The following is a 20,476-nucleotide window of genomic DNA, read 5'->3' on the forward strand; positions in this document are numbered from 1 at the left end:
CGGCGCGCGGACCGGTACCCGACACCTGACCGCGCGGGGCGCCGGCACCGGCACCCGCACGGCCGGGGGCACCCGCGCCCTGCGGCGACTGGCCGAGCTGCGACTGGCCCTGGGACGACTGCCCCAACTGGGACTGGCCCTGCGGCGACTGGCCCAGCTGCTGCTGCGGCTGCTGCTGGCCCCCGGGCATTCCCGGCTTGGCCGGGGCCTTCTTGCCGCCCTGGGCGACATCGACGGGCAGCATGACCAGCGCGGTCGTACCACCGGAGTCGGAGGGGCGGAGCTGGATACGGATGCCGTGGCGCAGCGAGAGCCGGCCGACCACGAACAGGCCCATGCGGCGGGAGACGGAGACATCCACGGTGGGCGGCGACGCGAGCCGCTCGTTGATCGCGGCGAGGTCCTCGGGGGAGAGGCCGATACCGGTGTCGTGGATCTCGACGAGCACCCGCCCGTCGGGCAGCGCGTGACCGGTCACCCGGACCTTGGTCTGCGGCGACGAGAACGACGTCGCGTTCTCCAGCAGCTCGGCGAGCAGGTGGACGAGGTCGTTGACGACGCGTCCCGCGACCTCGGTCGCGGGCACGGCGGCCAGCTCGATGCGCTCGTACTGCTCCACCTCGGACGCGGCGGCGCGGAGCACGTCGACCAGCGGCACGGGGCGGGTCCACCGGCGGCCGGGCTCTTCACCGGCGAGGACCAGCAGGTTCTCACCGTTACGGCGCATACGGGTCGCGAGGTGGTCGAGCTTGAAGAGCGAGGACAGCTGGTCCGGGTCGGCCTCGCGGGACTCCAGTTCGGAGATGAGCGAGAGCTGGCGCTGGATGAGGCCCTGGCTGCGGCGCGAGAGGTTGGTGAACATCGCGTTGACGTTGCCCCGCAGCATGGCCTGCTCGGAGGCGAGCCGGACGGCCTCGCGGTGCACGTCGTCGAAGGCCGTGGCGACCTTTCCGATCTCGTCCCGGCTGTGCACACCGACGGACTCGACGGAGGTGTCGACGTCCTGCGGGTCGGTCTCGGAGAGCTGCTTGACCAGCTCGGGGAGGCGCTCGCTCGCGACCTTGGTCGCGGTGTCCTGGAGCCGTCGCAGCGAGCGGATCATGGACCGGGCCACGACATAGGCGCCGACCAGCGAGACACCCAGGACGAGCACGATGAGCGCGGCGTTGATGATCGCCTCGCGCTCGGCGTCGTTGCGCAGCTCGCGGGCCTTCTGCTCCATCTCGCCCAGCAGCGTGGCCTCGATGGTCTTCATGGCCGTGATGCGGTTGCTGTCCGAGTCGTACCAGTCCTTGTACGAACGCGGGGTCTGGCTGTCCAGACCGCCCTGGTTCTCCAGGACGTGCTTCGCGTACAGGTTGGCGGCGGTGATCTCCGGGTTACCGGTGTCCAGCGGGGCGGTCAGGGCCGCCGCGTTGCCCGCGTAGACCAGCTTGAAGGACTTGAGTTCGTCCTCCTCGCTCTGCATGGCGGACTTGGCGAAGAGCCGGTCGCTCTCCTTCAGGTCGCCGTGGCCCTTGTTGCTCGTCGGCAGTGCGGCGGCGATGACGGCCCGCTGGATCGACGCGTACTCCTTGGCGGACGAGAAGGCCGCCAGGGCGCGGGTCCGCTTGATCATCTCGGGGTTGGCGGTCGCCTGGGCCATGTCCTGCGAGAGGCCGAGCAGCGAGTCGATCAGCTCGCTGTACTCGGTGACCGTCTGCGAGGTGGTGGCGCTGCCCTGGTAGGCGTCGGCGCGGATGGCCTTGAGACGGGTCAGCTTGGTGGCGATACCCCGGAGGCTGCCGCGGATCGACTCGATCGAGTCGTCGCGCTTCGCGTTGTCGAAGTCCGCGGTGCCCTTGAGGAACGCCTGGTCGGCCAGGTCGGTCTTCTTGCGGGGCTCCTCGACGTTGAAGTCGCTGGCCTTCGCACCGTGCGACAGCGGACCGGCCGACTTGTCGCGCTCCTCCTGGAGCGCGGCCGCCAGCTCGGTCGCCTGCTTGGTCATCTGGGTGAGCAGCTGCATGTGGTCCAGCTGCTGCATCTTGTCCATGGAGTCGTTGATGCGCAGCCCGCCCAGGGTGGTCGCGGCGACCACGGGCAGTGCCAGCAGGGAGACCAGCCTGGTACTGATGCGCCAGTTGCGCAGAGCCATGCGTGAGCCCGTGCTGCCCTGGCCCTTGGGCTTCGGAGCAGCCGCGGGGGCGGTCGCGGACTCGCCGCCGCCTGCCGGACCCGGGCGGTGGTTCTGGGCGGTCGGGGGGGTCTGGGCGTGCTGGGCCGAGGAGCCGCGGTCGGAACCGCCGCGAGGCTCCTGTTCAGCCGCGGCTTCCCCTCGACCCTGGCGGGCCTGGGGGGACCCCGTGCCATCCCTCTTGAAACGTCCCTGCACTAGCGTCGCAACCTCTGGACCAGGCGTTCCCCCGCACAGGCGGCGGAACGGTGTCGAGTCGTGGGGCGCGGCGCGCCCCATGGTGGTCGTCAGTGACCGGCGTGTTCTCCCCCTTTACCGCCGCCACTCGGCGCTGCGTCGCGCCCTTCGTGCGCCGGCCTGCCTGTGTTTTCACAAAGACTGCGCGGCAGTGCGTGGAATTCCAGCACAGCGACGGATCTCCAACAAGGCCCGTGTCCTGGGATGTGACCTTATTGACACGGCGTGAGCAGCACATCACCTGGCGTAGAAATTCATCCCGGATGAATCGGACTTTTGTTTACGTACTGCTTACGGGGCAGGGGTGTCCCAGTCGCGATGATCGGGGGCGGAATGAGCGGTTCCGATGCGTAATGTCCGCTTGCTGAAAGGGAGTTGGCTGACCGTAATGCCCTAAATATCGCGCAACTCGTGAGCAAACTCACACCTAGATCGTTGCCCGGGCCACGCTTCGGCGGGGAATCAGATGTTTAGCCTGACGCTTTACAGGGATGGCGAATCCGACAACCGGCGCCCCGGCGCCGCCCGACCGACAGGGCCTCACGAACAGATGAAGACGACGACGTTGTTCCGCAACACCGCCAACCCGCGCCGCACCACGCTCGCCCACCTCGCGGACGCCGAGCAGCTGCAGCGCCCCGAGCAGCCGGAGCACGCCGTGGCCCTGCCCGCCGTGACGGCCAACCCGCGCCGCACCATCCTCATGGAGGCGCCCGCAGGGCCGCAGGTCACCGACGCCGAGTGACGCGGGGTAATGGCGCCGCGCCCCCTCGCCACCCGCGTTAGCCTGGAGCGTCAGAACTCCAGCCAGTAAGTGAGGGGCGACAGCACTCGTGCGCATCGCCAGATTCTCCATCGACGGCAATGTCGCCTTCGGCGTGGTCGAGGGCGAGGGCTCCGATCTCTCGGGCGACCTCGTCCTCGACATCATCAAGGGCATTCCGTACTCGGACTTCGAGCTCTCCGGTGTCAAGGTCCCGCTGAGCAAGGTCAGGCTGCTGCCCCCGGTGCTCCCCAACAAGGTCGTGGCCTTCGGCCGCAACTACGCGGAACACGCGGCAGAGCTGGGCAACGAGGTCCCGGACGTGCCGTTCGCCTTCCTCAAGCCCACCACATCGGTGATCGGCCCCGGCGACGCCATCGAGTACCCCTCCTTCTCCAGCGAAGTGCACCACGAGGCCGAACTGGCCGTCGTCATCGGCAGGATGTGCCGCGAGGTCCCGCACGACCGCGTCAAGGACGTCATCTTCGGCTACACCTGCGCCAACGACGTCAGCGCACGCGATGTCCAGAAGCGCGAGAAGCAGTGGGCCAGGGCCAAGGGCTTCGACACCTCCTGCCCGCTCGGCCCCTGGGTGGAGACCGACCTCGACCCGTCCGACCTGACCATCCAGGCCACGGTCAACGGCGACCAGCGCCAGCTCGGCCGCACCAGCGAGATGATCCACTCCATCGCGGATCTGATCGTCAACATCTCCGACGCCATGACGCTGCTTCCCGGGGACGTCATCCTGACCGGTACCCCGGCCGGCGTCGGACCGCTCAACGTCGGCGACGAGGTCGCCGTCTCCATCGAAGGCATCGGCACTCTCACCAACAAGGTGATCAAGCGTGGCTAACGCGAACTCCCCCAAGTCCTCGACTCCGCTCGGGCATGGGGTGCCCCCCCGCGTCCGTTTCTGTCCGTCCCCGACCGGCAACCCCCATGTGGGACTGGTCCGTACCGCCCTGTTCAACTGGGCCTTCGCCCGGCACACCGGCGGCTCCGTGATCTTCCGTATCGAGGACACCGACGCGGCGCGGGACTCCGAGGAGTCGTACAACCAGCTGCTCGACTCGCTGAACTGGCTCGGCCTCGACTGGGACGAAGGGCCCGACGAGAAGGGCGGCCCGCACGCGCCCTACCGCCAGTCGCAGCGCATGGACATCTACGCGGACATCGTGAAGCGGCTCCGGGCCGCCGGCCACGCCTACGACTGCTACTGCACCACCGCCGAGCTCGACGAGCGCCGCGACGCCGCCCGCAAGGCCGGCCGCCCCTCCGGATACGACGGCCACTGCCGCGACCTCAGCGCCGCGCAGATCGAGGAGTACCGGGCCGAGGGTCGGACCTCCATCGTCCGCTTCCGGATGCCCGACGAGACGATCACCTTCGACGACCTGGTCCGCGGCGAGCTGACCTTCACCCCGGAGAACGTGCCCGACTACGGCATCGTCCGGGCCAACGGCGCACCGCTCTATACCCTCGTCAACCCGGTCGACGACGCGCTGATGGAGATCACGCACGTCCTGCGCGGCGAGGACCTGCTCTCCTCCACCCCGCGCCAGATCGCGCTCTACAAGGCGCTGATCGACATCGGCGCCGCCAAGGAGATCCCGCTCTTCGGGCACCTCCCGTACGTGATGGGCGAGGGCAACAAGAAGCTCTCCAAGCGTGACCCCGAGGCGTCCCTCAACCTCTACCGCGAGCGGGGCTTCCTCCCCGAGGGGCTGCTCAACTACCTGTCCCTGCTGGGCTGGTCGTTCTCGGCCGACCAGGACGTCTTCTCGATCGGCGAACTGGTCGAGAAGTTCGACATCGCGGACGTGAACAGCAACCCGGCCCGCTTCGACCTCAAGAAGGCCGAGGCGATCAACGCAGACCACATCCGCCGGCTGGACGTACGGACCTTCACCGAGGCATGCGCCCCCTGGCTGCGCGCCCCGCACGCCAACTGGCCGCAGGAGAACTTCGACCAGGCGGTGTGGGAGGCCATCGCCCCGTACGCCCAGACCCGCCTCACGGTCCTCTCGGACATCACGGCCAACGTCGACTTCCTCTTCCTGGACCGGCCGGTCCAGGAAGAGGCGTCCTGGGCGAAGGCGATGAAGGGCGACCCGGTGGCCCTGCTCACCACGGCCCGCTCCCGGCTCGCCGAGGCGGACTGGACCAGTCCCGATGCGCTCAAGGCTGCCGTCCTGGCGGCGGGCGAGGAGCACGGCCTGAAGCTCGGCAAGGCACAGGCCCCGGTCCGCGTCGCGGTCACCGGCCGCACGGTCGGTCTGCCGCTCTTCGAGTCCCTGCAGATCCTGGGCCGGGACCGCTCCCTGGAGCGGATCGACGCCGCACTGGCGAAGCTGGCCGCCTGAACCGCCGGCTGCCTAAACTGAATACATGCCCATCCGTGCGGTCCTCTGGGACATCGACGACACGATCTTCGACTACACCCACGCGGACCGCACGGGGCTGCGAGAGCACCTGAAGACCGAGGGCCTGCCCGACGGATACACCTCCGTCGAGCAGGCCCTCGTGCGCTGGCGGGAGATCACCGACCTGCACTGGGCGAGGTTCGCCGCGGGGGAGACCGACTGGGAGGGCCAGCGCCGCGAACGGGTCAGATGCTTCACAGGCACGGAGCTGAGCGACCGGGAGGCCGACGCCTGGTTCGCCCGGCACCTGGCGCACTACGAGGCCGCCTGGGCGCTCTTTCCGGACGCGGTGCCGGTGCTCGACGCCCTCGCGGCCGACTACCGGCACGGCCTCCTCTCGAACTCGGCCGCCCACAACCAGGACCGCAAGCTGCGCACCCTGGGCGTACGTGACCGGTTCGAGGTGCTGGTCTGCGCGGCCGACCTCGGGGTGGCCAAGCCCGCGCCCGGCGCCTTCCACGCCGCCTGTGACGCCCTGCGGCTGGATCCGCCGGAGGTCCTGTACGTGGGAGATCATCCGGACATCGACGCGGCGGGAGCGCTCGCGGCGGGACTGCGGGCGGTCTGGCTGGACCGGGCGGACCTCGGCGGACGGCCCGAGCTGGAACGGATCACCACGCTGGACCGGCTTCCCGGGCTGCTGCGGGGCGATACCCGTTTTGGAGCGCCGTCCACCTTCGGGTAATGTTCTTCTTGCGCCGCCCGAGCGGGCCGGAAGGCCGGAGCGGACAGCGCGAGCGGAACAAGACCTCTACAAGGGGTTGCGTTTCATTGGGCTATGGTGTAATTGGCAACACAACGGTTTCTGGTACCGTCATTCTAGGTTCGAGTCCTGGTAGCCCAGCGCAGGATCAAGCAGTAAACCGTCTTGCAGTAGATATCGCAGTACAAGCCCCCGTTGTGTAGCGGCCTAGCACGCTGCCCTCTCACGGCAGTAGCGCCGGTTCGAATCCGGTCGGGGGTACAGATCCTTCCCGTGAGTTGACCAGGGTCGCACCCGGTCAGCTTGATGCAGGATCGCTAGGGCCCCCGTTGTGTAGCGGCCTAGCACGCTGCCCTCTCACGGCAGTAGCGCCGGTTCGAATCCGGTCGGGGGTACTCCACCATGGGCTATGGTGTAATTGGCAACACAACGGTTTCTGGTACCGTCATTCTAGGTTCGAGTCCTGGTAGCCCAGCGCAACTCCTGTTGTACAAGCCCCCGTTGTGTAGCGGCCTAGCACGCTGCCCTCTCACGGCAGTAGCGCCGGTTCGAATCCGGTCGGGGGTACAGAACAGGGAAGGTCCTTCACTCCGGTGAGGGACCTTTTTGCATGGCCCCTCCATGGCCCGTCCGGTGAGGCGCCTTTTGGCCCGGCCCGGCGGGACCGGGCCAACTCCCGCCGCCTCACAGCCCGTAGCGCCGCGCAGACTCCTCCTCCTGCGCCAGCCGGTGCAGCGACGCCAGCAGCGGCTCGTGGAGCACGGTGGCCACCACGGCCGACTCCACCTGCTCCTTCTCCGAGGGGTATGTCTCCATCATGTCCAGGTCCTGCCGGGCCACTTGGTGCATCAGCCGGGCCTGCTGCACCAGATATCCGGTGTCGCACGGATAGCCGAGCCGCAGCAGTGTGGCCACCGACGCGACCAGCGAACGGTGCACCGGTGAGAGCTCGCCGATCTCCCGTACGCTCGCCCAGCCCAGCTCGTCGAGCAGCCGGTCGACCTCGGTGCGCGCGGCGGCCGTCTCCGGTGCCCCGTCGTCCGGTTCTGGCCCGTGCGGCAGCGACCAGAGCGCCGCGCCCAGCCGGATCGTGCGGCCCAGCGACGCGTCGTCGACATGCCCCAGCACTTCCCGCGCCGTCGCCACCGGGAGCCGGCCGACCTGGATCAGCGCCCGCACCAGACGCAGCCGGCGCAGATGGCTCTCGTCGTAGTCGGACTGGGTCGCGCTGATCCTGTTGCCGGACGGCAGGAGCTGCTCCCGCAGGTAGTACTTGATCGTCGCGGTCGGTACCCCGCTCCGCTCACTCAGTTCCGACAGTCGCATTCCGGTGCCTTCCCTTGCGCCGCCACGGCGGCGGTGCCACTATCCCACCACTGGATAGTGCCGCTATCCAACATCACCGTTCTGTACGGCGAAGGGGGAACCGTATGTTCGCGAGGCCGATTCCGGGCCGGATGACCGCGGCCGCCGAAGGCGATGTGGTCGTCCTGCTGATCGGGATGCGCATCAACCACTTCTGGGGAGTGCACCACTGGCTGCCGGTCCTCATGGCGATGCCGCGCATGCTCAGGGAGTTGGGCCGGGACAAGAGCCGGGGACTGCTCGGCTACACCCTGCTGACCGGCTCGCCGCGGACGTACTACGTCGTCCAGTACTGGGAGTCGAAGGAGAAGCTGTACGCGTACGCGGCCGCTCCCGACATGTTCCACCGCACGGCCTGGGCCATGATCAACCGCAAGGAGCGGAAGTCCCGGCAGCATGTGGGGCTGTGGCACGAGACGTACATCGTGCCGGAGGGCTCGTACGAATCCATCTACGCCGATATGCCGCCCTACGGACTGGCGGCCGCCACGGGGGTGCTCCCCATCCAGGGGCGGGGCCGCTCGGCGGCGGACCGTCTCGCCCACCGCTCCGGCGCGCGTTCAGGGCCCGAGGCGGGCTGAACGGGCCGGGCCAGGGCCGCCACGACGCTGGGGCGGCCTGTTGTCCGGAGTGACTGCGGGGCTGTGCCTGGAGGGTCTGTACTTCGAGGGTGTGCTTCGAGGGTCTGCGCCGAGCGGTGTCAGCTGGTGCGGCGCAGGGCCTCGGAGAGCCGTCCCGCGGCGTCGATGACCGCCTGGGCGTGCATCCGGCCCGGGTGACGGGTGAGCCGTTCGATCGGGCCCGACACCGAGACGGCCGCGACCACCCGGTTCGAGGGTCCGCGCACCGGGGCGGAGACCGATGCCACGCCCGGCTCCCGTTCGCCGATCGACTGGGCCCAGCCCCTGCGCCGTACGCCGGAGAGCGCAGTCGCGGTGAACCGGGCGCCCTGGAGCCCGCGGTGGAGCCGCTCCGGCTCCTCCCAGCCCATCAGGATCTGCGCCGAAGAACCGGCCTTCATGGTGAGCGTGGAGCCGACCGGGACGGTGTCCCGCAGTCCGGAGAGGCGCTCGGCCGCCGCCACGCAGATCCGCATGTCTCCCTGCCGGCGGTAGAGCTGGGCGCTCTCGCCGGTGACATCGCGCAGATGTGTCAGCACCGGTCCGGCCGTGGCGAGCAGGCGGTCCTCGCCCGCCGCCGCGGCCAGCTCGGAGAGCCGGGGGCCGAGAATGAACCGGCCCTGCATGTCCCTCGCCACCAGACGGTGGTGTTCCAGTGCCACGGCAAGGCGGTGTGCCGTGGGTCGTGCGAGCCCGGTCGCCGCGACCAGCCCGGCGAGGGTGGCCGGGCCGGACTCCAGAGCACTCAATACCAGAGCTGCCTTGTCGAGAACGCCGACGCCGCTAGAGTTGTCCATGCAACGATACTCGCGTCTCACTCTGTGAAACGCAAGTTCAATTTTCCAGGGAACTTGCCAACCTGTAGGGGCGGCCGTACAACGGCTCGCAGTCGCCCGCCCGGTACGGGGGTCCGGACGGGGACGCCCGATCTCTAGTTGGGCCGGCGAAGACGCCGGCCGGAGGGAAAGCGATGGGTAGGACACTCGCGGAGAAGGTCTGGAACGACCATGTCGTCAGGCGCGCCGAAGGCGAGCCCGACCTTCTCTTCATCGATCTGCACCTGCTGCACGAGGTGACGAGCCCGCAGGCTTTCGACGGCCTGCGCCAGAACGGCCGGCCGGTGCGGCGCCTCGACCTCACCATCGCCACCGAGGACCACAACACCCCGACCCTCGACATCGACAAGCCGATCGCGGACCCGGTCTCCCGCGTCCAGCTGGAGACGCTGCGCAAGAACTGCGCGGACTTCGGCGTACGGCTGCACCCGCTGGGCGACGTCGAGCAGGGTGTCGTCCATGTCGTGGGACCGCAGCTGGGCCTGACCCAGCCGGGCACCACCGTGGTCTGCGGTGACAGCCACACCTCCACCCACGGCGCGTTCGGCGCGCTGGCGTTCGGCATCGGCACCTCGCAGGTCGAGCATGTGCTGGCCACCCAGACGCTGCCGATGGCCCGGCCCATGACCATGGCCATCACGGTGGAGGGCGAACTGCCCGACTCGGTCACGGCCAAGGACCTGATCCTGGCGATCATCGCCCGGATCGGCACCGGCGGCGGCCAGGGCTACATTCTGGAGTACCGCGGCTCCGCCATCGAGAAGCTCTCGATGGAGGCCCGGATGACCATCTGCAACATGTCGATCGAGGCGGGCGCGCGGGCCGGCATGATCGCCCCCGACCAGACCACCTTCGACTACCTCAAGGGCCGTGACCACGCCCCGCAGGGTGCGGAGTGGGACGCGGCGGTCGAGTACTGGAAGACCCTGCGCACCGACGACGACGCGGTATTCGACGCCGAGGTGTTCATCGACGGCGCCGAGCTGGCCCCGTTCGTCACCTGGGGCACCAACCCCGGCCAGGGAGCACCGCTTTCCGCCAGCGTCCCCGACCCGGCTTCGTACGAAGACGCGTCGGAGCGCCTGGCCGCCGAAAAGGCCCTGGAATACATGGGGTTGACCGCCGGACAGCCGCTGCGCGACATCAAGGTCGACACGGTCTTCGTGGGTTCCTGCACCAACGGCCGCATCGAGGACCTGCGCAGCGCAGCCGCCCTGCTCAAGGGCCGCAGCGTCGCCGACGGTGTGCGCATGCTGGTCGTCCCCGGCTCGGTGCGGGTCGCGCTGCAGGCGGTCGAGGAGGGCCTGGACAAGGTCTTCACGGCCGCGGGCGCCGAATGGCGGCACGCGGGCTGCTCGATGTGCCTGGGCATGAACCCCGACCAGCTCACGCCCGGTGAGCGCTGTGCCTCCACCTCCAACCGCAACTTCGAGGGCAGGCAGGGCAAGGGCGGCCGCACCCACCTGGTCTCCCCGCAGGTGGCCGCCGCCACCGCGGTGCTTGGCCATCTGGCCTCGCCCGCCGACCTGTCCGACGCCCCGACTCTCGTGGAGGCCTGAGTCCCATGGAAGCTTTCACCAAGCACACCGGCCGGGTCGTCCCGCTGCGCCGCGGCAACGTCGACACCGACCAGATCATCCCGGCCCACTGGCTGAAGAAGGTCAGCCGCGACGGTTTCGAGGACGGGCTCTTCGAGGCGTGGCGCAAGGACCCCGAGTTCGTGCTCAACCGCCCGGAGCGCGCGGGCGCCTCGGTGCTGGTCGCCGGCCCCGACTTCGGTACGGGCTCCTCGCGTGAGCACGCGGTGTGGGCCCTGCAGAACTTCGGCTTCAAGACCGTCATCTCGTCCCGGTTCGCCGACATCTTCCGCGGGAACTCGCTGAAGAACGGTCTGCTGACCGTGGTTCTCGACCAGAAGGTCGTGGATGCCATCTGGGCGCTGACCGAGGCCGACCCGACCGCCGAAGTCACCGTGGACCTGGAGGGCCGGCAGGTCCTCGCGGAGGGCATCACCGCCGACTTCGAGCTGGACGAGAACGCCCGCTGGCGGCTGATGAACGGCCTGGACGACATCAGCCTCACCCTTCAGAACGAAGCGGACATCACGGCTTACGAGGCGGCCCGACCGGCCTTCAAGCCGCGCACAATTGAGGTCTGAGCAGCACGTTTTCAGGTCTGCGCCCCCTGCCGTCCGGCAGGGGGCGCAGTCGCTTGTTGAGCCCCCGCCGGGCGACAACTCGCCCCAGATGGCACAATCGGCGCATGGAACGCGACAACCAACTCAAGCTTTACGCGGAAGTCGCCGAACAATTGAAAGAAGCGCACGCAAGGGTGCGTGAACTGCAAGTCCCGGAGGGCGTAAGGATGGCGCTGTCCCGGAAGCTGTTGGTCATCACGGCCGCGGCGAAGCACGATCTCACCGATGCAGCAACGCGGCTGGATCGGCTGATGAAGGACCTCGACGAGGGTCGATTCCCCGATGGCAACTCCCTTGGTGGATCTCCGTGACGGTTGAGTTCGTTGCGGCACAAGGGTGATTAGACCGTTTCGTGTTTGATTTGCGGTATATATCTGCCTAACGTGCGAAAAAGCCTGAACAGTTTCGTTCGGGCAATGTCTCCGAAGGGGAAGACGTGAACAAGGCGCAGCTCGTAGAGGCCATTGCCGACAAGGTCGGTGGCCGCCAGCAGGCCGCAGACGCTGTCGATGCCGTACTGGACGCGATCGTCCGCGCAGTTGTCGGCGGTGACCGGGTCTCGGTCACCGGCTTCGGCTCGTTCGAGAAGGTCGACAGGCCGGCCCGGTACGCCCGCAACCCGCAGACGGGTGAGCGCGTGCGGGTCAAGAAGACCTCGGTGCCGCGTTTCCGCGCGGGCCAGGGCTTCAAGGACCTCGTCAGCGGCTCGAAGAAGCTCCCGAAGAACGACGTGGCCGTGAAGAAGGCCCCCAAGGGCAGCCTCTCGGGCGGTTCTTCCACGCGTACGACCGTCAAGAAGGCCGCGGCCAAGAAGGCCACCGCCGCCAAGAAGACGGCCGCGAAGAAGACCACGACGGCGAAGACCGCTGCCAAGAAGGCGACCGCGAAGAAGACGGCGCCGGCGAAGAAGGCCACCACCGCCAAGAAGACGGCCGCGAAGAAGGCGACCCCGGCGAAGAAGGCCACCACTGCCAAGAACGCGACCGCGAAGAAGACGGCGCCGGCGAAGAAGGCCGTGGCGAAAAAGGCTCCCGCCAAGAAGACCACGGCGCGCAAGACCACCGCCAAGAAGGCCACCGCCAGGAAGAAGTAAGCGGCAGGGCCACCCACGCGTCGGGCCGGACTCCCCCTGGGGAGTCCGGCCCGCGGTGCGTTTCCGGGTCAGTTCCGGGGTGCGACGGCCGGCCGTACGGCGCCGCGCACCCGGCGCGCGGACGCCAGGACGGTTCAGAACGTCTGGAGGGTCACCAGCGTGATGCGCGGGGCCCCGGTCCCGTCGCCGTCCCCCGTCTCGATCCGTACCCGCTGCCCGGCCCGCAGCAGCCGCAGGCCCCCCGCGTCGAAGGCCGCGGCGTCGAAATCCACCGGGGTGCCGTCGTCGAGCAGCACACTGCCGCTGCGGGTCTCGGAGTCGTACGTGTACGCGGTCGCCTGCATGTGCGCAGCTTACGGCGTCCCGTGTCGCCTCAGGAGGGGCTCTGCTCCCCGGCCACGGCCGGGTATCTGCGGGCCGTGTGGGGGCCGAGGCCCAGGGCCGCGGCGGCCAGCAGGTCATCGCCGGTGTCCACGTCCTGGCGGACCGAAAGCACGTCCCCGAGCAGGATTTCCACCGCCCCTGACGCGGAATGCCGTGCCCGTGACAGCCCGCCGAATGCCGGGCTCAATTCCGTACCGCCACGCGCGGTCAGCAAAGTCGTACCGATTCCGGCGGCATCCGTCAGAAATGCGCGGGGGAATTCAGCCGCCCGGTCGAGCACCCGTCGCAATTCCGCCGGGCGCAGGGCGGGAAGATCGGCGTTCAGCGCGGCCACGGCGGCCCCTGGGCGCAGCGCGCGGACCGAGCGCGCCCCGTGTACCAGCGCGGGGTTCAGGCCGGACGCTGCCGTATCCGGCACAATCCGGGCACCCAGCGCCGCCAGTTCGGCGGCGGCCAGTGCGTCGTTGGTCACGACGGCCACATCCCGCACGGCGGAACAGGCAAGCGCCGCCGCCACGGTGTCCTGCGCGAAGGCCAGCGCGAGCCCGGGACGCACCGCGTTGGAGGCCGTCGGCGAGAGTCGGCTCTTCGCCAGGGGCAGCGGCTTCAGAGGTACGACCAGGGACCAGTTGGGGATCCGCTCGGTGTTCGGCATCGGCCTCATTGTCGCCCGAGCCCGCGATACCGGGCGGGCCGGGCCGGGCGTACGGTGTTCTCGACAGAGTAGGGGCCTGGGGCGACAGACGACGTTCGGCAGCCAGGCAGCGTTGAGGGTCAAGAGGAAGGTGTCCGAGTGTCCGGCCGCAGAATCGGCTTCTGGTACCGCCTGGCGGCGGTCATTGCTAAACCGCCGCTGCTGGTTCTGTTCAAGCGGGACTGGAGCGGAATGGAGCACATTCCGGATGACGGCGGATTTATCACCGCCGTCAATCACAACTCATATCTCGACATGTTCTCCTACGGACACTTCCAGTACAACACGGGCAAGGTTCCCCGGTTCCTGGCCAAGGCGGCGCTCTTCGACGTGCCCGTCGTCGGGATACTGCTGCGCGGCACCGGACAGATCCCCGTCTACCGGGAGTCCTCCAACGCCTTCGGCGCCTTCCGGGCCGCCGTGACCGCCGTGGAGAAGGGGCAGTGCGTCGCCTTCTACCCCGAAGGCACGCTCACCCGCGACCCGGGCCAGTGGCCGATGACCGCCAAGAGCGGGGTCGCACGGGCGGCACTGCTCACCAAGGCGCCCGTCATCCCGGTGGCCCAGTGGGGTGCCAACCTCGCCATGCCGCCGTACGCGAGCGCGAAGAAGATCCGCTTCTTCCCGCGCAAGACCCTTCAGGTCAAGGCCGGGCCGCCGGTCGACCTGGCGCGGTTCTACGGCAAGGAGCCGACACCCGAGGTGCTCAGGGAGGCGACCGAGGCCATCATGGCCGCCGTCACCGCCCTGTTGGAGGAGCTGCGCGGCGAGCAGGCTCCCGCCGAACCGTACGACCACCGCAAGGCACGCGCCGCAGAGCGCCGCAAGGCCGCAGGAGAGGGCACCAAGTGACGCGAGCAGCCGTCTTCGGCAACGGATCCTGGGGCACGGCCTTCGCCATGGTCCTCGCCGACGCGGGGTGCGAGGTGGCTCTCTGGGGCCGCCGCGCCGCTCTCGCCGAGACCATCAACACCACCCGCACCAACCCCGACTATCTGCCGGGGATCGAACTCCCCGCATCGGTACGGGCCACCGCCGACGCGGCGGAGGCCGCCCGCGACGCCGAGTTCACCGTGCTCGCCGTGCCGTCGCAGACGCTGCGCGCCAACCTGGCGGACTGGACCGGCCTGCTGCACCCCGGCACCGTCCTCGTCTCCCTGATGAAGGGCGTCGAACTCGGCACGGCCAAGCGGATGAGCGAGGTCATCGAGGAGGTCGGCAAGGTCCCCGCGGAGCGCGTCGCCGTACTCACAGGACCCAACCTGGCCAAGGAGATCGCCGGCCGGATGCCCGCGGCCGCCGTCGTCGCCTGCCAGGACGAAGCGGTGGCCCAGCGGCTCCAGGCCGCCTGCCACACCGCGTACTTCCGCCCGTACACCAACACCGACGTCGTCGGCTGCGAACTGGGCGGCGCCGTGAAGAACGTGATCGGTCTGGCCGTCGGGATCGCCGACGGCATGGGGCTCGGGGACAACGCCAAGGGCTCGCTGATCACCCGCGGACTCGCCGAGACCACCCGTCTGGGCCTGGCGATGGGCGCGGATCCGCTGACGTTCTCCGGACTCGCCGGGCTGGGCGACCTGGTGGCCACCTGCTCGTCGCCGCTCTCCCGCAACCACACCTTCGGCACCAACCTCGGCCGGGGCATGACGCTCCAGGAGACCATCGCGGCCACCAGCCAGACGGCCGAAGGCGTCAAGTCCTGTGAGTCGGTGGCGGATCTGGCCCGCAGGCACGGTGTCGAAATGCCCATCACGGAAACGGTTGTGGACATCGTCCACAAGGGGAAGGCGCCGGTCGTCGCGCTGAAGGAACTGATGTCGCGCAGCGCCAAGGCCGAGCGACGCTGACTCGGTACGTACCAGCAGGTACCCTCAACGCGATATGAGCAGCGAGAACTCATCCCAGAGCCCTGAGCAGCAGCGTCGTAAGCCGCGTGTGGCGGTTGTCTTCGGCGGGCGCAGCTCCGAACACGCCATCTCGGTGGTCACAGCGGGTGCCGTCCTGCGCGCCATCGACCGGACGAAGTACGACGTGCTGCCCATCGGCATCACCACGGACGGCCGCTGGGCGCTGACCGCCGACGATCCCGAACGGATGGCCATCAGCGACCGCACCATGCCGTCGGTGGAAGCGATCGCCGAGGGCGCCGACGGCGCCGTGGTGCTCTCCGTCGACCCCGGCAACCGCGAAGTCGTCTACAGCGAGCCGGGCTCCGTGCCCAAGGTCCTGGGCGACGTGGACGTGGTCTTCCCCGTGCTGCACGGCCCCTACGGCGAGGACGGCACCCTGCAGGGGCTGCTCGAACTCTCCGGGGTGCCCTACGTCGGCGCGGGTGTCCTCGCCTCCGCCGTCGGTCAGGACAAGGAGTACATGAAGCGGGTGTTCCTCTCCTGCGGGCTGCCGGTCGGGCCGTACGAGGTGATCCGCCCCCGCGAGTGGACCCAGGACCCGGCAGCCGCCCGCAAGAAGATCGTGGACTTCGCGGGTGAGCACGGCTGGCCGCTCTTCATCAAGCCCGCACGCGGCGGTTCGTCGATGGGCATCACCAAGGTCGACTCACTGGCCGGGCTCGACGACGCCGTCGAAGAGGCCAGGCGGCACGACCCCAAGGTGCTCGTCGAGGCGCTGCTGCGGGGCCGCGAGATCGAGTGCGGGGTGCTGGAGTTCGAGGACGGGCCGCGGGCGAGCGTGCCCGCCGAGATCCCGCCGGTCACCTCGCACGACTTCTACGACTTCGAGGCGAAGTACATCCCCGGTGAGTCGGCCCAGGGCATGGTGCCCGCACCGCTGACCGCCGAGGAGACCGCCGAGGTGCAGCGGCTCGCCGTCGAGGCGTTCGACGCGGTGTCCTGCGAGGGCCTGGTGCGCGCCGACTTCTTCCTCACCGATGACGGCGGGTTCGTCATCAACGAGATCAACACCATGCCGGGCTTCACACCGATCTCGATGTACCCGCGCATGTGGCAGGAGAGCGGTGTGGGCTACCCGGAGCTGGTGGACCGGCTGGTCCAGGCCGCGCTCAGCCGCTCGACGGGACTGCGCTGAGACCGTGCGCCGGCCGGCCCTCGGAGCCCTCAGAGGCTGGACGGATCCGTCTTCCTGATGGCGTTCGCGAAGCCCGAGAGCGGGGTGACGTCATGGGCGTACTTCGGGCCCAGGGTCACCTCGACGTACGCCTTGCGGTACGTGGTCGTGAACCGGGGTCCGCTGTCCCGCTGCTCCAGCAGCCAGTTGACCCCGTTCGCGTCCACGGCCTTCGCCTGGGCGTCGTCCATCTCGGCGGGCCGCGGGACCCCGCAGCGCAGTACGATCGCCGCGTCCCCCCAGGCGGCGGTCAGTTCGGACTTCGGCTCCGGATCGCCGCGGGTCAGCCCCGCGACGGTCTTCGGCAGCTCCTTGTCGAGCGCCCGGCAGAGCTTGACCTGTGCCGCGGGCGGCTCGGGAACCTCGACGGAGGCTGTGCCGTCCGTCGAGGAACAGCCCGCGGCCGCCAGCAGCAGGGCGGCGGCGGAAAGGGACAGGAGCCGGCGGCGATCGGTCTTCACCGGCTCAGCGTAGAGGGGGCTACAGATGGACGACCGGGCAGGTCAGGGTGCGGGTGATGCCGTCCACTTGCTGGACTCTGGCGACCACCATGCGGCCGAGTTCGTCGACGGTGTCGGCCTGTGCGCGCACGATCACGTCGTACGGACCGGTCACGTCCTCGGCCTGGATGACCCCGGGGAGCTTCCCGACGAGCCCGGCGACCGCTGTCGCCTTGCCCACTTCGGTCTGGATGAGGATGTACGCCTGTACCACGGAACCTCCAAGGCGGCCACGAGGATCATGTGGGGGAGAGAAAGGGACGCCACGGTATCGCGTCGTTCCGGGCGGCGGGGAGACCCGCGCACCCGGCAGTCACACGCGTACGAGGCGTATGGGATACAGAGTTGACGTACCTGATTGACGGTACCCACGGCAGTGGGGGCCCGCGAGCGCTGGGCGACCGGGGCGTACCGGGTATACGGGGCATCTCCCCTGGCAGACAGGCCGGCGGACAGCCAGGACACGAGGTCCGGATCATGAGGAGAGGCGACGGGCGATGAAGGGCACTGTGGGGGAGCTCGGGGAGTTCGGGCTGATCAGAGAGCTCACCTCCCGGCTCACGACGACCCCGGCGGTACGGCTGGGGCCGGGCGACGACGCCGCGGTCGTGGCCGCTCCCGACCGGCGGGTCGTGGCGAGCACGGACATTCTGCTGGAAGGACGGCACTTCCGGCGGGACTGGTCCACCGCGTACGACGTGGGACGCAAGGCCGCGGCACAGAACCTCGCGGACATCGCGGCCATGGGCGCGGTCCCCACCGCGATACTCCTGGGGCTCGTCGTGCCCGCCGAGCTCCCGGTCACCTGGCCCACCGAACTCATGGACGGGATCCGCGACGAGTGCCAGGTCGCGGGGGCCGCCGTGGTCGGGGGCGATGTCGTACGAGGAGAGACGATCACCGTCTCCATCACCGCACTCGGCGATCTGCGCAACCACGAACCGGTCACCAGGTCCGGCGCCAGGCCGGGCGACGTGGTGGCCGTCACCGGATGGCTCGGCTGGTCCGCCGCCGGCTTCGCGGTGCTCTCCCGCGGATTCCGCTCGCCCCGCGCCTTCGTGGAGGCACACCGGCGCCCCGAACCCCCGTACCACGCGGGCCCCGCGGCCGCCGGGCTCGGCGCCACCGCCATGACCGACGTCAGCGACGGCCTGGTGGCCGACCTCGGGCACATCGCCGAGGCCAGCAAGGTCCGGATCGACCTGCGGGCCGGGCTCATCGACATCCCCACGCAGATGAGCGACATCGGCCAGGCCGTCGGTGTGGACCCGCTCCAGTGGGTGCTCACCGGGGGAGAGGACCACGCGATCGTGGCGACGTTCCCGCCTGAGGTGAAACTGCCGGCGCGCTGGAAGGTGATCGGTGAGGTGGTCAACCCCTCGGCGCTGCCGCATGTGACGGTCGACGGGGCGCCGTGGACCAGCAAGGGCGGCTGGGACCACTTCGGGGAGGACCCGTCGTGAGCGCACCACCGCTGGTCCTCACCGTCGCCGGATCGGACTCGGGCGGCGGCGCGGGCATCCAGGCCGACCTGAAGACGATGCTCGCCCTCGGGGTGCACGGCATGAGTGTGCTCACCGCGGTCACCGCACAGAACTCACAGGGCGTGCAGGGCGCGTGGGAGCTGCCCGCCGACGCCGTACGCGCCCAGTACCGCGCGGTCGTGGACGACATCGGCGTCGACGCGGTGAAGACCGGAATGCTGTCGTCGGCGGAGCTGGTGGAGACCGTGGCCGGGCTGCTGGCCGCGACGGACGCCCCGGTGGTCGTCGACCCGGTGGGGGTCTCCAAGCACGGCGACCCGCTGCTCGCCGCCTCGGCGCTCGACTGCGTACGCGAGCTGCTGCTGCCGACGGCGACCGTCGCCACCCCCAACCTGGACGAGGTGGCCCAGCTCACCGGGGTACAGGTGGAGAAGGAGGCCGATCTGCCGCGGGCGGCCGAGGCCGTGCTCGCCCATGGGCCGGCGTGGGTGCTGATCAAGGGCGGCCATCTCGCGGGTGACGCGGTGGACCTGCTCACCGACGGCAGCGAGGAGCACTGGCTGCGGGCGCCCCGGCTCGACAACCGCCATACGCACGGCACCGGATGTACCCTCGCGTCGGCGATCGCGGCGCAGCTCGCGCGGGGCCTTGCCGTGCCCGAAGCGGTGGCGGCGGCCAAGGAGTACGTCACGGGCGCCATCAGGGCCGGGTTCGCACTGGGTTCCGGCATCGGACCGGTCGACCACGGCTGGCGGTTCCGCGGGTGACCGGCTGAGCCGCACCGATGTCATCCGGCATCGGTGCGGCTCAGCGGGTGCTCACGGCGTACCGATACGGGAATGCGAAAAAGCCGGCCCACCGAGGTGGACCGGCTTTTCAAGGCAACCGCAAGGGGCTGCGCTACGACGAAACGTCGGCGGGGCCAGTCCCCGCACAGGCGGGGAGCAACCACAGATTAGCGCGAGACCTTGCCGGCCTTGATGCACGAGGTGCAGACGTTGAGCCGCTTCGGCGTCCGACCGACCACTGCACGCACGCGCTGGATGTTGGGATTCCAGCGACGCGGAGTACGGCGGTGCGAGTGCGAAATGTTGTTGCCGAAGCCCGGCCCCTTGCCGCAGACGTCGCAGTTGGCAGCCACGGGTCACTCCAAAGACTTCAGGTGCACTTACAGTGAATTCCGGCGCGCCGGAATCATTGACTGAAGTGGCGGTACCGGAGGAATGGCCCGATTCTCATCGGGCAACCGAAGCAGCATACAACGACTGCGCCGGTGGAACGAAACTACCATGGTTGGCACCGCCCCCCTCCCCGCCCGGGTGCACCGTCCGGCCGCCCGGCCGAGGGCTACCCTGCGGTTCAACCCCGCTGCTCAAGGAGGTTCAGGTGCCCCAGCCGCCCGACGCCATGGATGCCGTCGTGGTCCGCACCTGGTGCTCGCTGGCGCTGGAAGCGCTGGGCAGGGACCGCGAGGAGATCGACGCGATCAACGTCTATCCGGTCGCCGACGGGGACACCGGAACCAACCTCTATCTGACCGTGGAGTCCGCCGCCCAGGCGGTCGAAGCGGTCTTCGTCGCCCACGGGACCGTGCCCGGCGCCGGAACCGCTGACGGATCCGGGCGGACGGCATCGGCGCCCGCGCTGGCCGACGCGGTACGGGCGATGGCCCACGGGGCGCTCATCGGGGCCCGCGGCAACTCGGGCACGATCCTGGCCCAACTGCTGCGCGGCATGGCCGAGGTGCTCGGCGCACCGGCAGGTGATGATGATCACGCGGAACTGCTCAGCGCCGCCCTCCGCCGGGCGGCGGACTCGGCGTACCAGGCGGTCGCACACCCCGTGGAGGGCACGGTCCTGACGGTCGCCACCGCCGCGGCCGAAGCGGCCGCGGCCGCCGCCGGTACGGAC

23 protein-coding genes and 5 tRNA genes are annotated in these 20,476 nt (G+C 69.5%); 20 read left to right on the forward strand and 8 right to left on the reverse strand.

Annotated features, from left to right (window positions below; all coding sequences use genetic code 11):
* Positions 1–2,137, reverse strand: a 2,137-nt coding sequence (locus G3I19_RS21695; RefSeq protein ID WP_239074655.1) for a nitrate- and nitrite sensing domain-containing protein, incomplete at its 3' end; no start/stop codon positions are given.
* Positions 2,138–2,963: 826 nt separating this feature from the next.
* Between G3I19_RS21695 and G3I19_RS21700 the strand changes: the two genes are divergently transcribed.
* From G3I19_RS21700 to G3I19_RS21740, 9 genes are all read left to right on the forward strand, one after another.
* Positions 2,964–3,158, forward strand: a complete 195-nt coding sequence (locus G3I19_RS21700) for a hypothetical protein (RefSeq protein ID WP_164265347.1) — start codon at positions 2,964–2,966, stop codon at positions 3,156–3,158.
* An 88-nt stretch (positions 3,159–3,246) separates the two neighbouring features.
* A complete protein-coding gene (locus G3I19_RS21705) occupies positions 3,247–4,032 on the forward strand; it encodes a fumarylacetoacetate hydrolase family protein (RefSeq protein WP_164265348.1) in 786 nt (261 codons plus the stop codon).
* On the forward strand, positions 4,025–5,542 hold the full coding sequence (gene gltX / locus G3I19_RS21710; RefSeq protein WP_343235167.1) for a glutamate--tRNA ligase: 1,518 nt from the start codon (positions 4,025–4,027) through the stop codon (positions 5,540–5,542). Before G3I19_RS21705 ends, gltX begins: the two co-directional genes overlap by 8 nt.
* A 25-nt stretch (positions 5,543–5,567) precedes the next feature.
* Positions 5,568–6,287: an HAD family hydrolase gene (locus tag G3I19_RS21715; protein ID WP_164265349.1), complete on the forward strand. Its 720-nt coding sequence runs from the start codon at positions 5,568–5,570 to the stop codon at positions 6,285–6,287.
* Positions 6,288–6,374: 87 nt separating this feature from the next.
* Positions 6,375–6,446: transfer RNA gene (locus G3I19_RS21720), tRNA-Gln, on the forward strand.
* A 47-nt stretch (positions 6,447–6,493) separates the two neighbouring features.
* A tRNA-Glu gene (locus G3I19_RS21725) sits at positions 6,494–6,566 on the forward strand.
* A 61-nt stretch (positions 6,567–6,627) separates the two neighbouring features.
* A tRNA-Glu gene (locus G3I19_RS21730) sits at positions 6,628–6,700 on the forward strand.
* An 8-nt stretch (positions 6,701–6,708) separates the two neighbouring features.
* Positions 6,709–6,780: transfer RNA gene (locus G3I19_RS21735), tRNA-Gln, on the forward strand.
* A gap of 19 nt (positions 6,781–6,799) precedes the next feature.
* A tRNA-Glu gene (locus G3I19_RS21740) sits at positions 6,800–6,872 on the forward strand.
* Between the two features lie 117 nt (positions 6,873–6,989).
* On the opposite strand, the gene G3I19_RS21745 is transcribed toward G3I19_RS21740, so the two are convergent.
* Positions 6,990–7,631: a MerR family transcriptional regulator gene (locus G3I19_RS21745; RefSeq protein ID WP_164265350.1), complete on the reverse strand. Its 642-nt coding sequence runs from the start codon at positions 7,629–7,631 to the stop codon at positions 6,990–6,992.
* 104 nt (positions 7,632–7,735) lie between these two features.
* On the opposite strand from G3I19_RS21745, the gene G3I19_RS21750 reads away from it, so the two are divergent.
* Complete coding sequence (locus G3I19_RS21750; RefSeq protein ID WP_164265351.1) at positions 7,736–8,251, forward strand: DUF4188 domain-containing protein; 516 nt, start codon at positions 7,736–7,738, stop codon at positions 8,249–8,251.
* 119 nt (positions 8,252–8,370) lie between these two features.
* On the opposite strand, the gene ndgR is transcribed toward G3I19_RS21750, so the two are convergent.
* On the reverse strand, positions 8,371–9,087 hold the full coding sequence (ndgR, locus tag G3I19_RS21755) for an IclR family transcriptional regulator NdgR (RefSeq protein WP_164265352.1): 717 nt from the start codon (positions 9,085–9,087) through the stop codon (positions 8,371–8,373).
* Between the two features lie 173 nt (positions 9,088–9,260).
* Here ndgR and leuC point away from each other — a divergent pair, with 173 nt between their 5' ends.
* From leuC to G3I19_RS21775, 4 genes are all read left to right on the forward strand, one after another.
* Positions 9,261–10,685: a 3-isopropylmalate dehydratase large subunit gene (gene leuC / locus G3I19_RS21760; RefSeq protein WP_164265353.1), complete on the forward strand. Its 1,425-nt coding sequence runs from the start codon at positions 9,261–9,263 to the stop codon at positions 10,683–10,685.
* A 5-nt stretch (positions 10,686–10,690) separates the two neighbouring features.
* Positions 10,691–11,284 carry a 3-isopropylmalate dehydratase small subunit gene (leuD, locus tag G3I19_RS21765; RefSeq protein WP_164265354.1) on the forward strand — a complete coding sequence of 198 codons (594 nt, stop codon included), beginning with the start codon at positions 10,691–10,693 and terminating at the stop codon, positions 11,282–11,284.
* Between the two features lie 104 nt (positions 11,285–11,388).
* Complete coding sequence (locus tag G3I19_RS21770; RefSeq protein WP_164265355.1) at positions 11,389–11,634, forward strand: hypothetical protein; 246 nt, start codon at positions 11,389–11,391, stop codon at positions 11,632–11,634.
* Between the two features lie 125 nt (positions 11,635–11,759).
* Positions 11,760–12,416, forward strand: a complete 657-nt coding sequence (locus tag G3I19_RS21775; RefSeq protein ID WP_164265356.1) for an HU family DNA-binding protein — start codon at positions 11,760–11,762, stop codon at positions 12,414–12,416.
* 134 nt (positions 12,417–12,550) lie between these two features.
* Here G3I19_RS21775 and G3I19_RS21780 read toward each other — a convergent pair whose 3' ends face one another.
* A complete protein-coding gene (locus G3I19_RS21780; protein ID WP_164265357.1) occupies positions 12,551–12,760 on the reverse strand; it encodes a hypothetical protein in 210 nt (69 codons plus the stop codon).
* A 29-nt stretch (positions 12,761–12,789) separates the two neighbouring features.
* Entirely contained in the window at positions 12,790–13,455 is a 666-nt protein-coding gene (gene cofC, locus G3I19_RS21785; RefSeq protein WP_164265358.1) for a 2-phospho-L-lactate guanylyltransferase, read from the reverse strand.
* Positions 13,456–13,593: 138 nt separating this feature from the next.
* Here cofC and G3I19_RS21790 point away from each other — a divergent pair, with 138 nt between their 5' ends.
* Genes G3I19_RS21790 through G3I19_RS21800 form a run of 3 tightly spaced genes read left to right on the forward strand, consistent with a single transcriptional unit; the run spans position 13,594 to position 16,542 of the window.
* Positions 13,594–14,346 carry a lysophospholipid acyltransferase family protein gene (locus G3I19_RS21790; protein WP_164265359.1) on the forward strand — a complete coding sequence of 251 codons (753 nt, stop codon included), beginning with the start codon at positions 13,594–13,596 and terminating at the stop codon, positions 14,344–14,346.
* Entirely contained in the window at positions 14,343–15,344 is a 1,002-nt protein-coding gene (locus G3I19_RS21795) for an NAD(P)H-dependent glycerol-3-phosphate dehydrogenase (RefSeq protein WP_164265360.1), read from the forward strand. Before G3I19_RS21790 ends, G3I19_RS21795 begins: the two co-directional genes overlap by 4 nt.
* Positions 15,345–15,378: 34 nt before the next feature.
* Positions 15,379–16,542, forward strand: coding sequence for a D-alanine--D-alanine ligase family protein (locus tag G3I19_RS21800; protein ID WP_164265361.1), 1,164 nt, complete (start codon positions 15,379–15,381; stop codon positions 16,540–16,542).
* A 29-nt stretch (positions 16,543–16,571) separates the two neighbouring features.
* On the opposite strand, the gene G3I19_RS21805 is transcribed toward G3I19_RS21800, so the two are convergent.
* Entirely contained in the window at positions 16,572–17,042 is a 471-nt protein-coding gene (locus G3I19_RS21805; protein ID WP_164265362.1) for a DUF3515 domain-containing protein, read from the reverse strand.
* A 19-nt stretch (positions 17,043–17,061) separates the two neighbouring features.
* Complete coding sequence (locus G3I19_RS21810; RefSeq protein ID WP_164265363.1) at positions 17,062–17,295, reverse strand: Lrp/AsnC ligand binding domain-containing protein; 234 nt, start codon at positions 17,293–17,295, stop codon at positions 17,062–17,064.
* A 283-nt stretch (positions 17,296–17,578) separates the two neighbouring features.
* Here G3I19_RS21810 and G3I19_RS21815 point away from each other — a divergent pair, with 283 nt between their 5' ends.
* Both G3I19_RS21815 and thiD read left to right on the forward strand, forming a co-directional pair.
* Complete coding sequence (locus G3I19_RS21815) at positions 17,579–18,544, forward strand: thiamine-phosphate kinase (RefSeq protein ID WP_164265364.1); 966 nt, start codon at positions 17,579–17,581, stop codon at positions 18,542–18,544.
* The gene (thiD, locus tag G3I19_RS21820) at positions 18,541–19,332 is read left to right on the forward strand and encodes a bifunctional hydroxymethylpyrimidine kinase/phosphomethylpyrimidine kinase (RefSeq protein ID WP_164265365.1); all 792 of its coding nucleotides are present in this window, start codon (positions 18,541–18,543) and stop codon (positions 19,330–19,332) included. The genes G3I19_RS21815 and thiD overlap by 4 nt, the downstream gene beginning before the upstream one ends.
* A gap of 188 nt (positions 19,333–19,520) precedes the next feature.
* On the opposite strand, the gene rpmB is transcribed toward thiD, so the two are convergent.
* Positions 19,521–19,706 carry a 50S ribosomal protein L28 gene (rpmB, locus tag G3I19_RS21825; RefSeq protein ID WP_015036441.1) on the reverse strand — a complete coding sequence of 62 codons (186 nt, stop codon included), beginning with the start codon at positions 19,704–19,706 and terminating at the stop codon, positions 19,521–19,523.
* Between the two features lie 266 nt (positions 19,707–19,972).
* On the opposite strand from rpmB, the gene G3I19_RS21830 reads away from it, so the two are divergent.
* Positions 19,973–20,476 (forward strand): DAK2 domain-containing protein (locus G3I19_RS21830; protein WP_164265367.1); only part of this gene is annotated, 504 nt, incomplete at its 3' end.

Origin of the sequence: Streptomyces sp. SID10853 (assembly GCF_010548145.1) — a bacterium.
GTDB lineage: Bacteria > Actinomycetota > Actinomycetes > Streptomycetales > Streptomycetaceae > Streptomyces.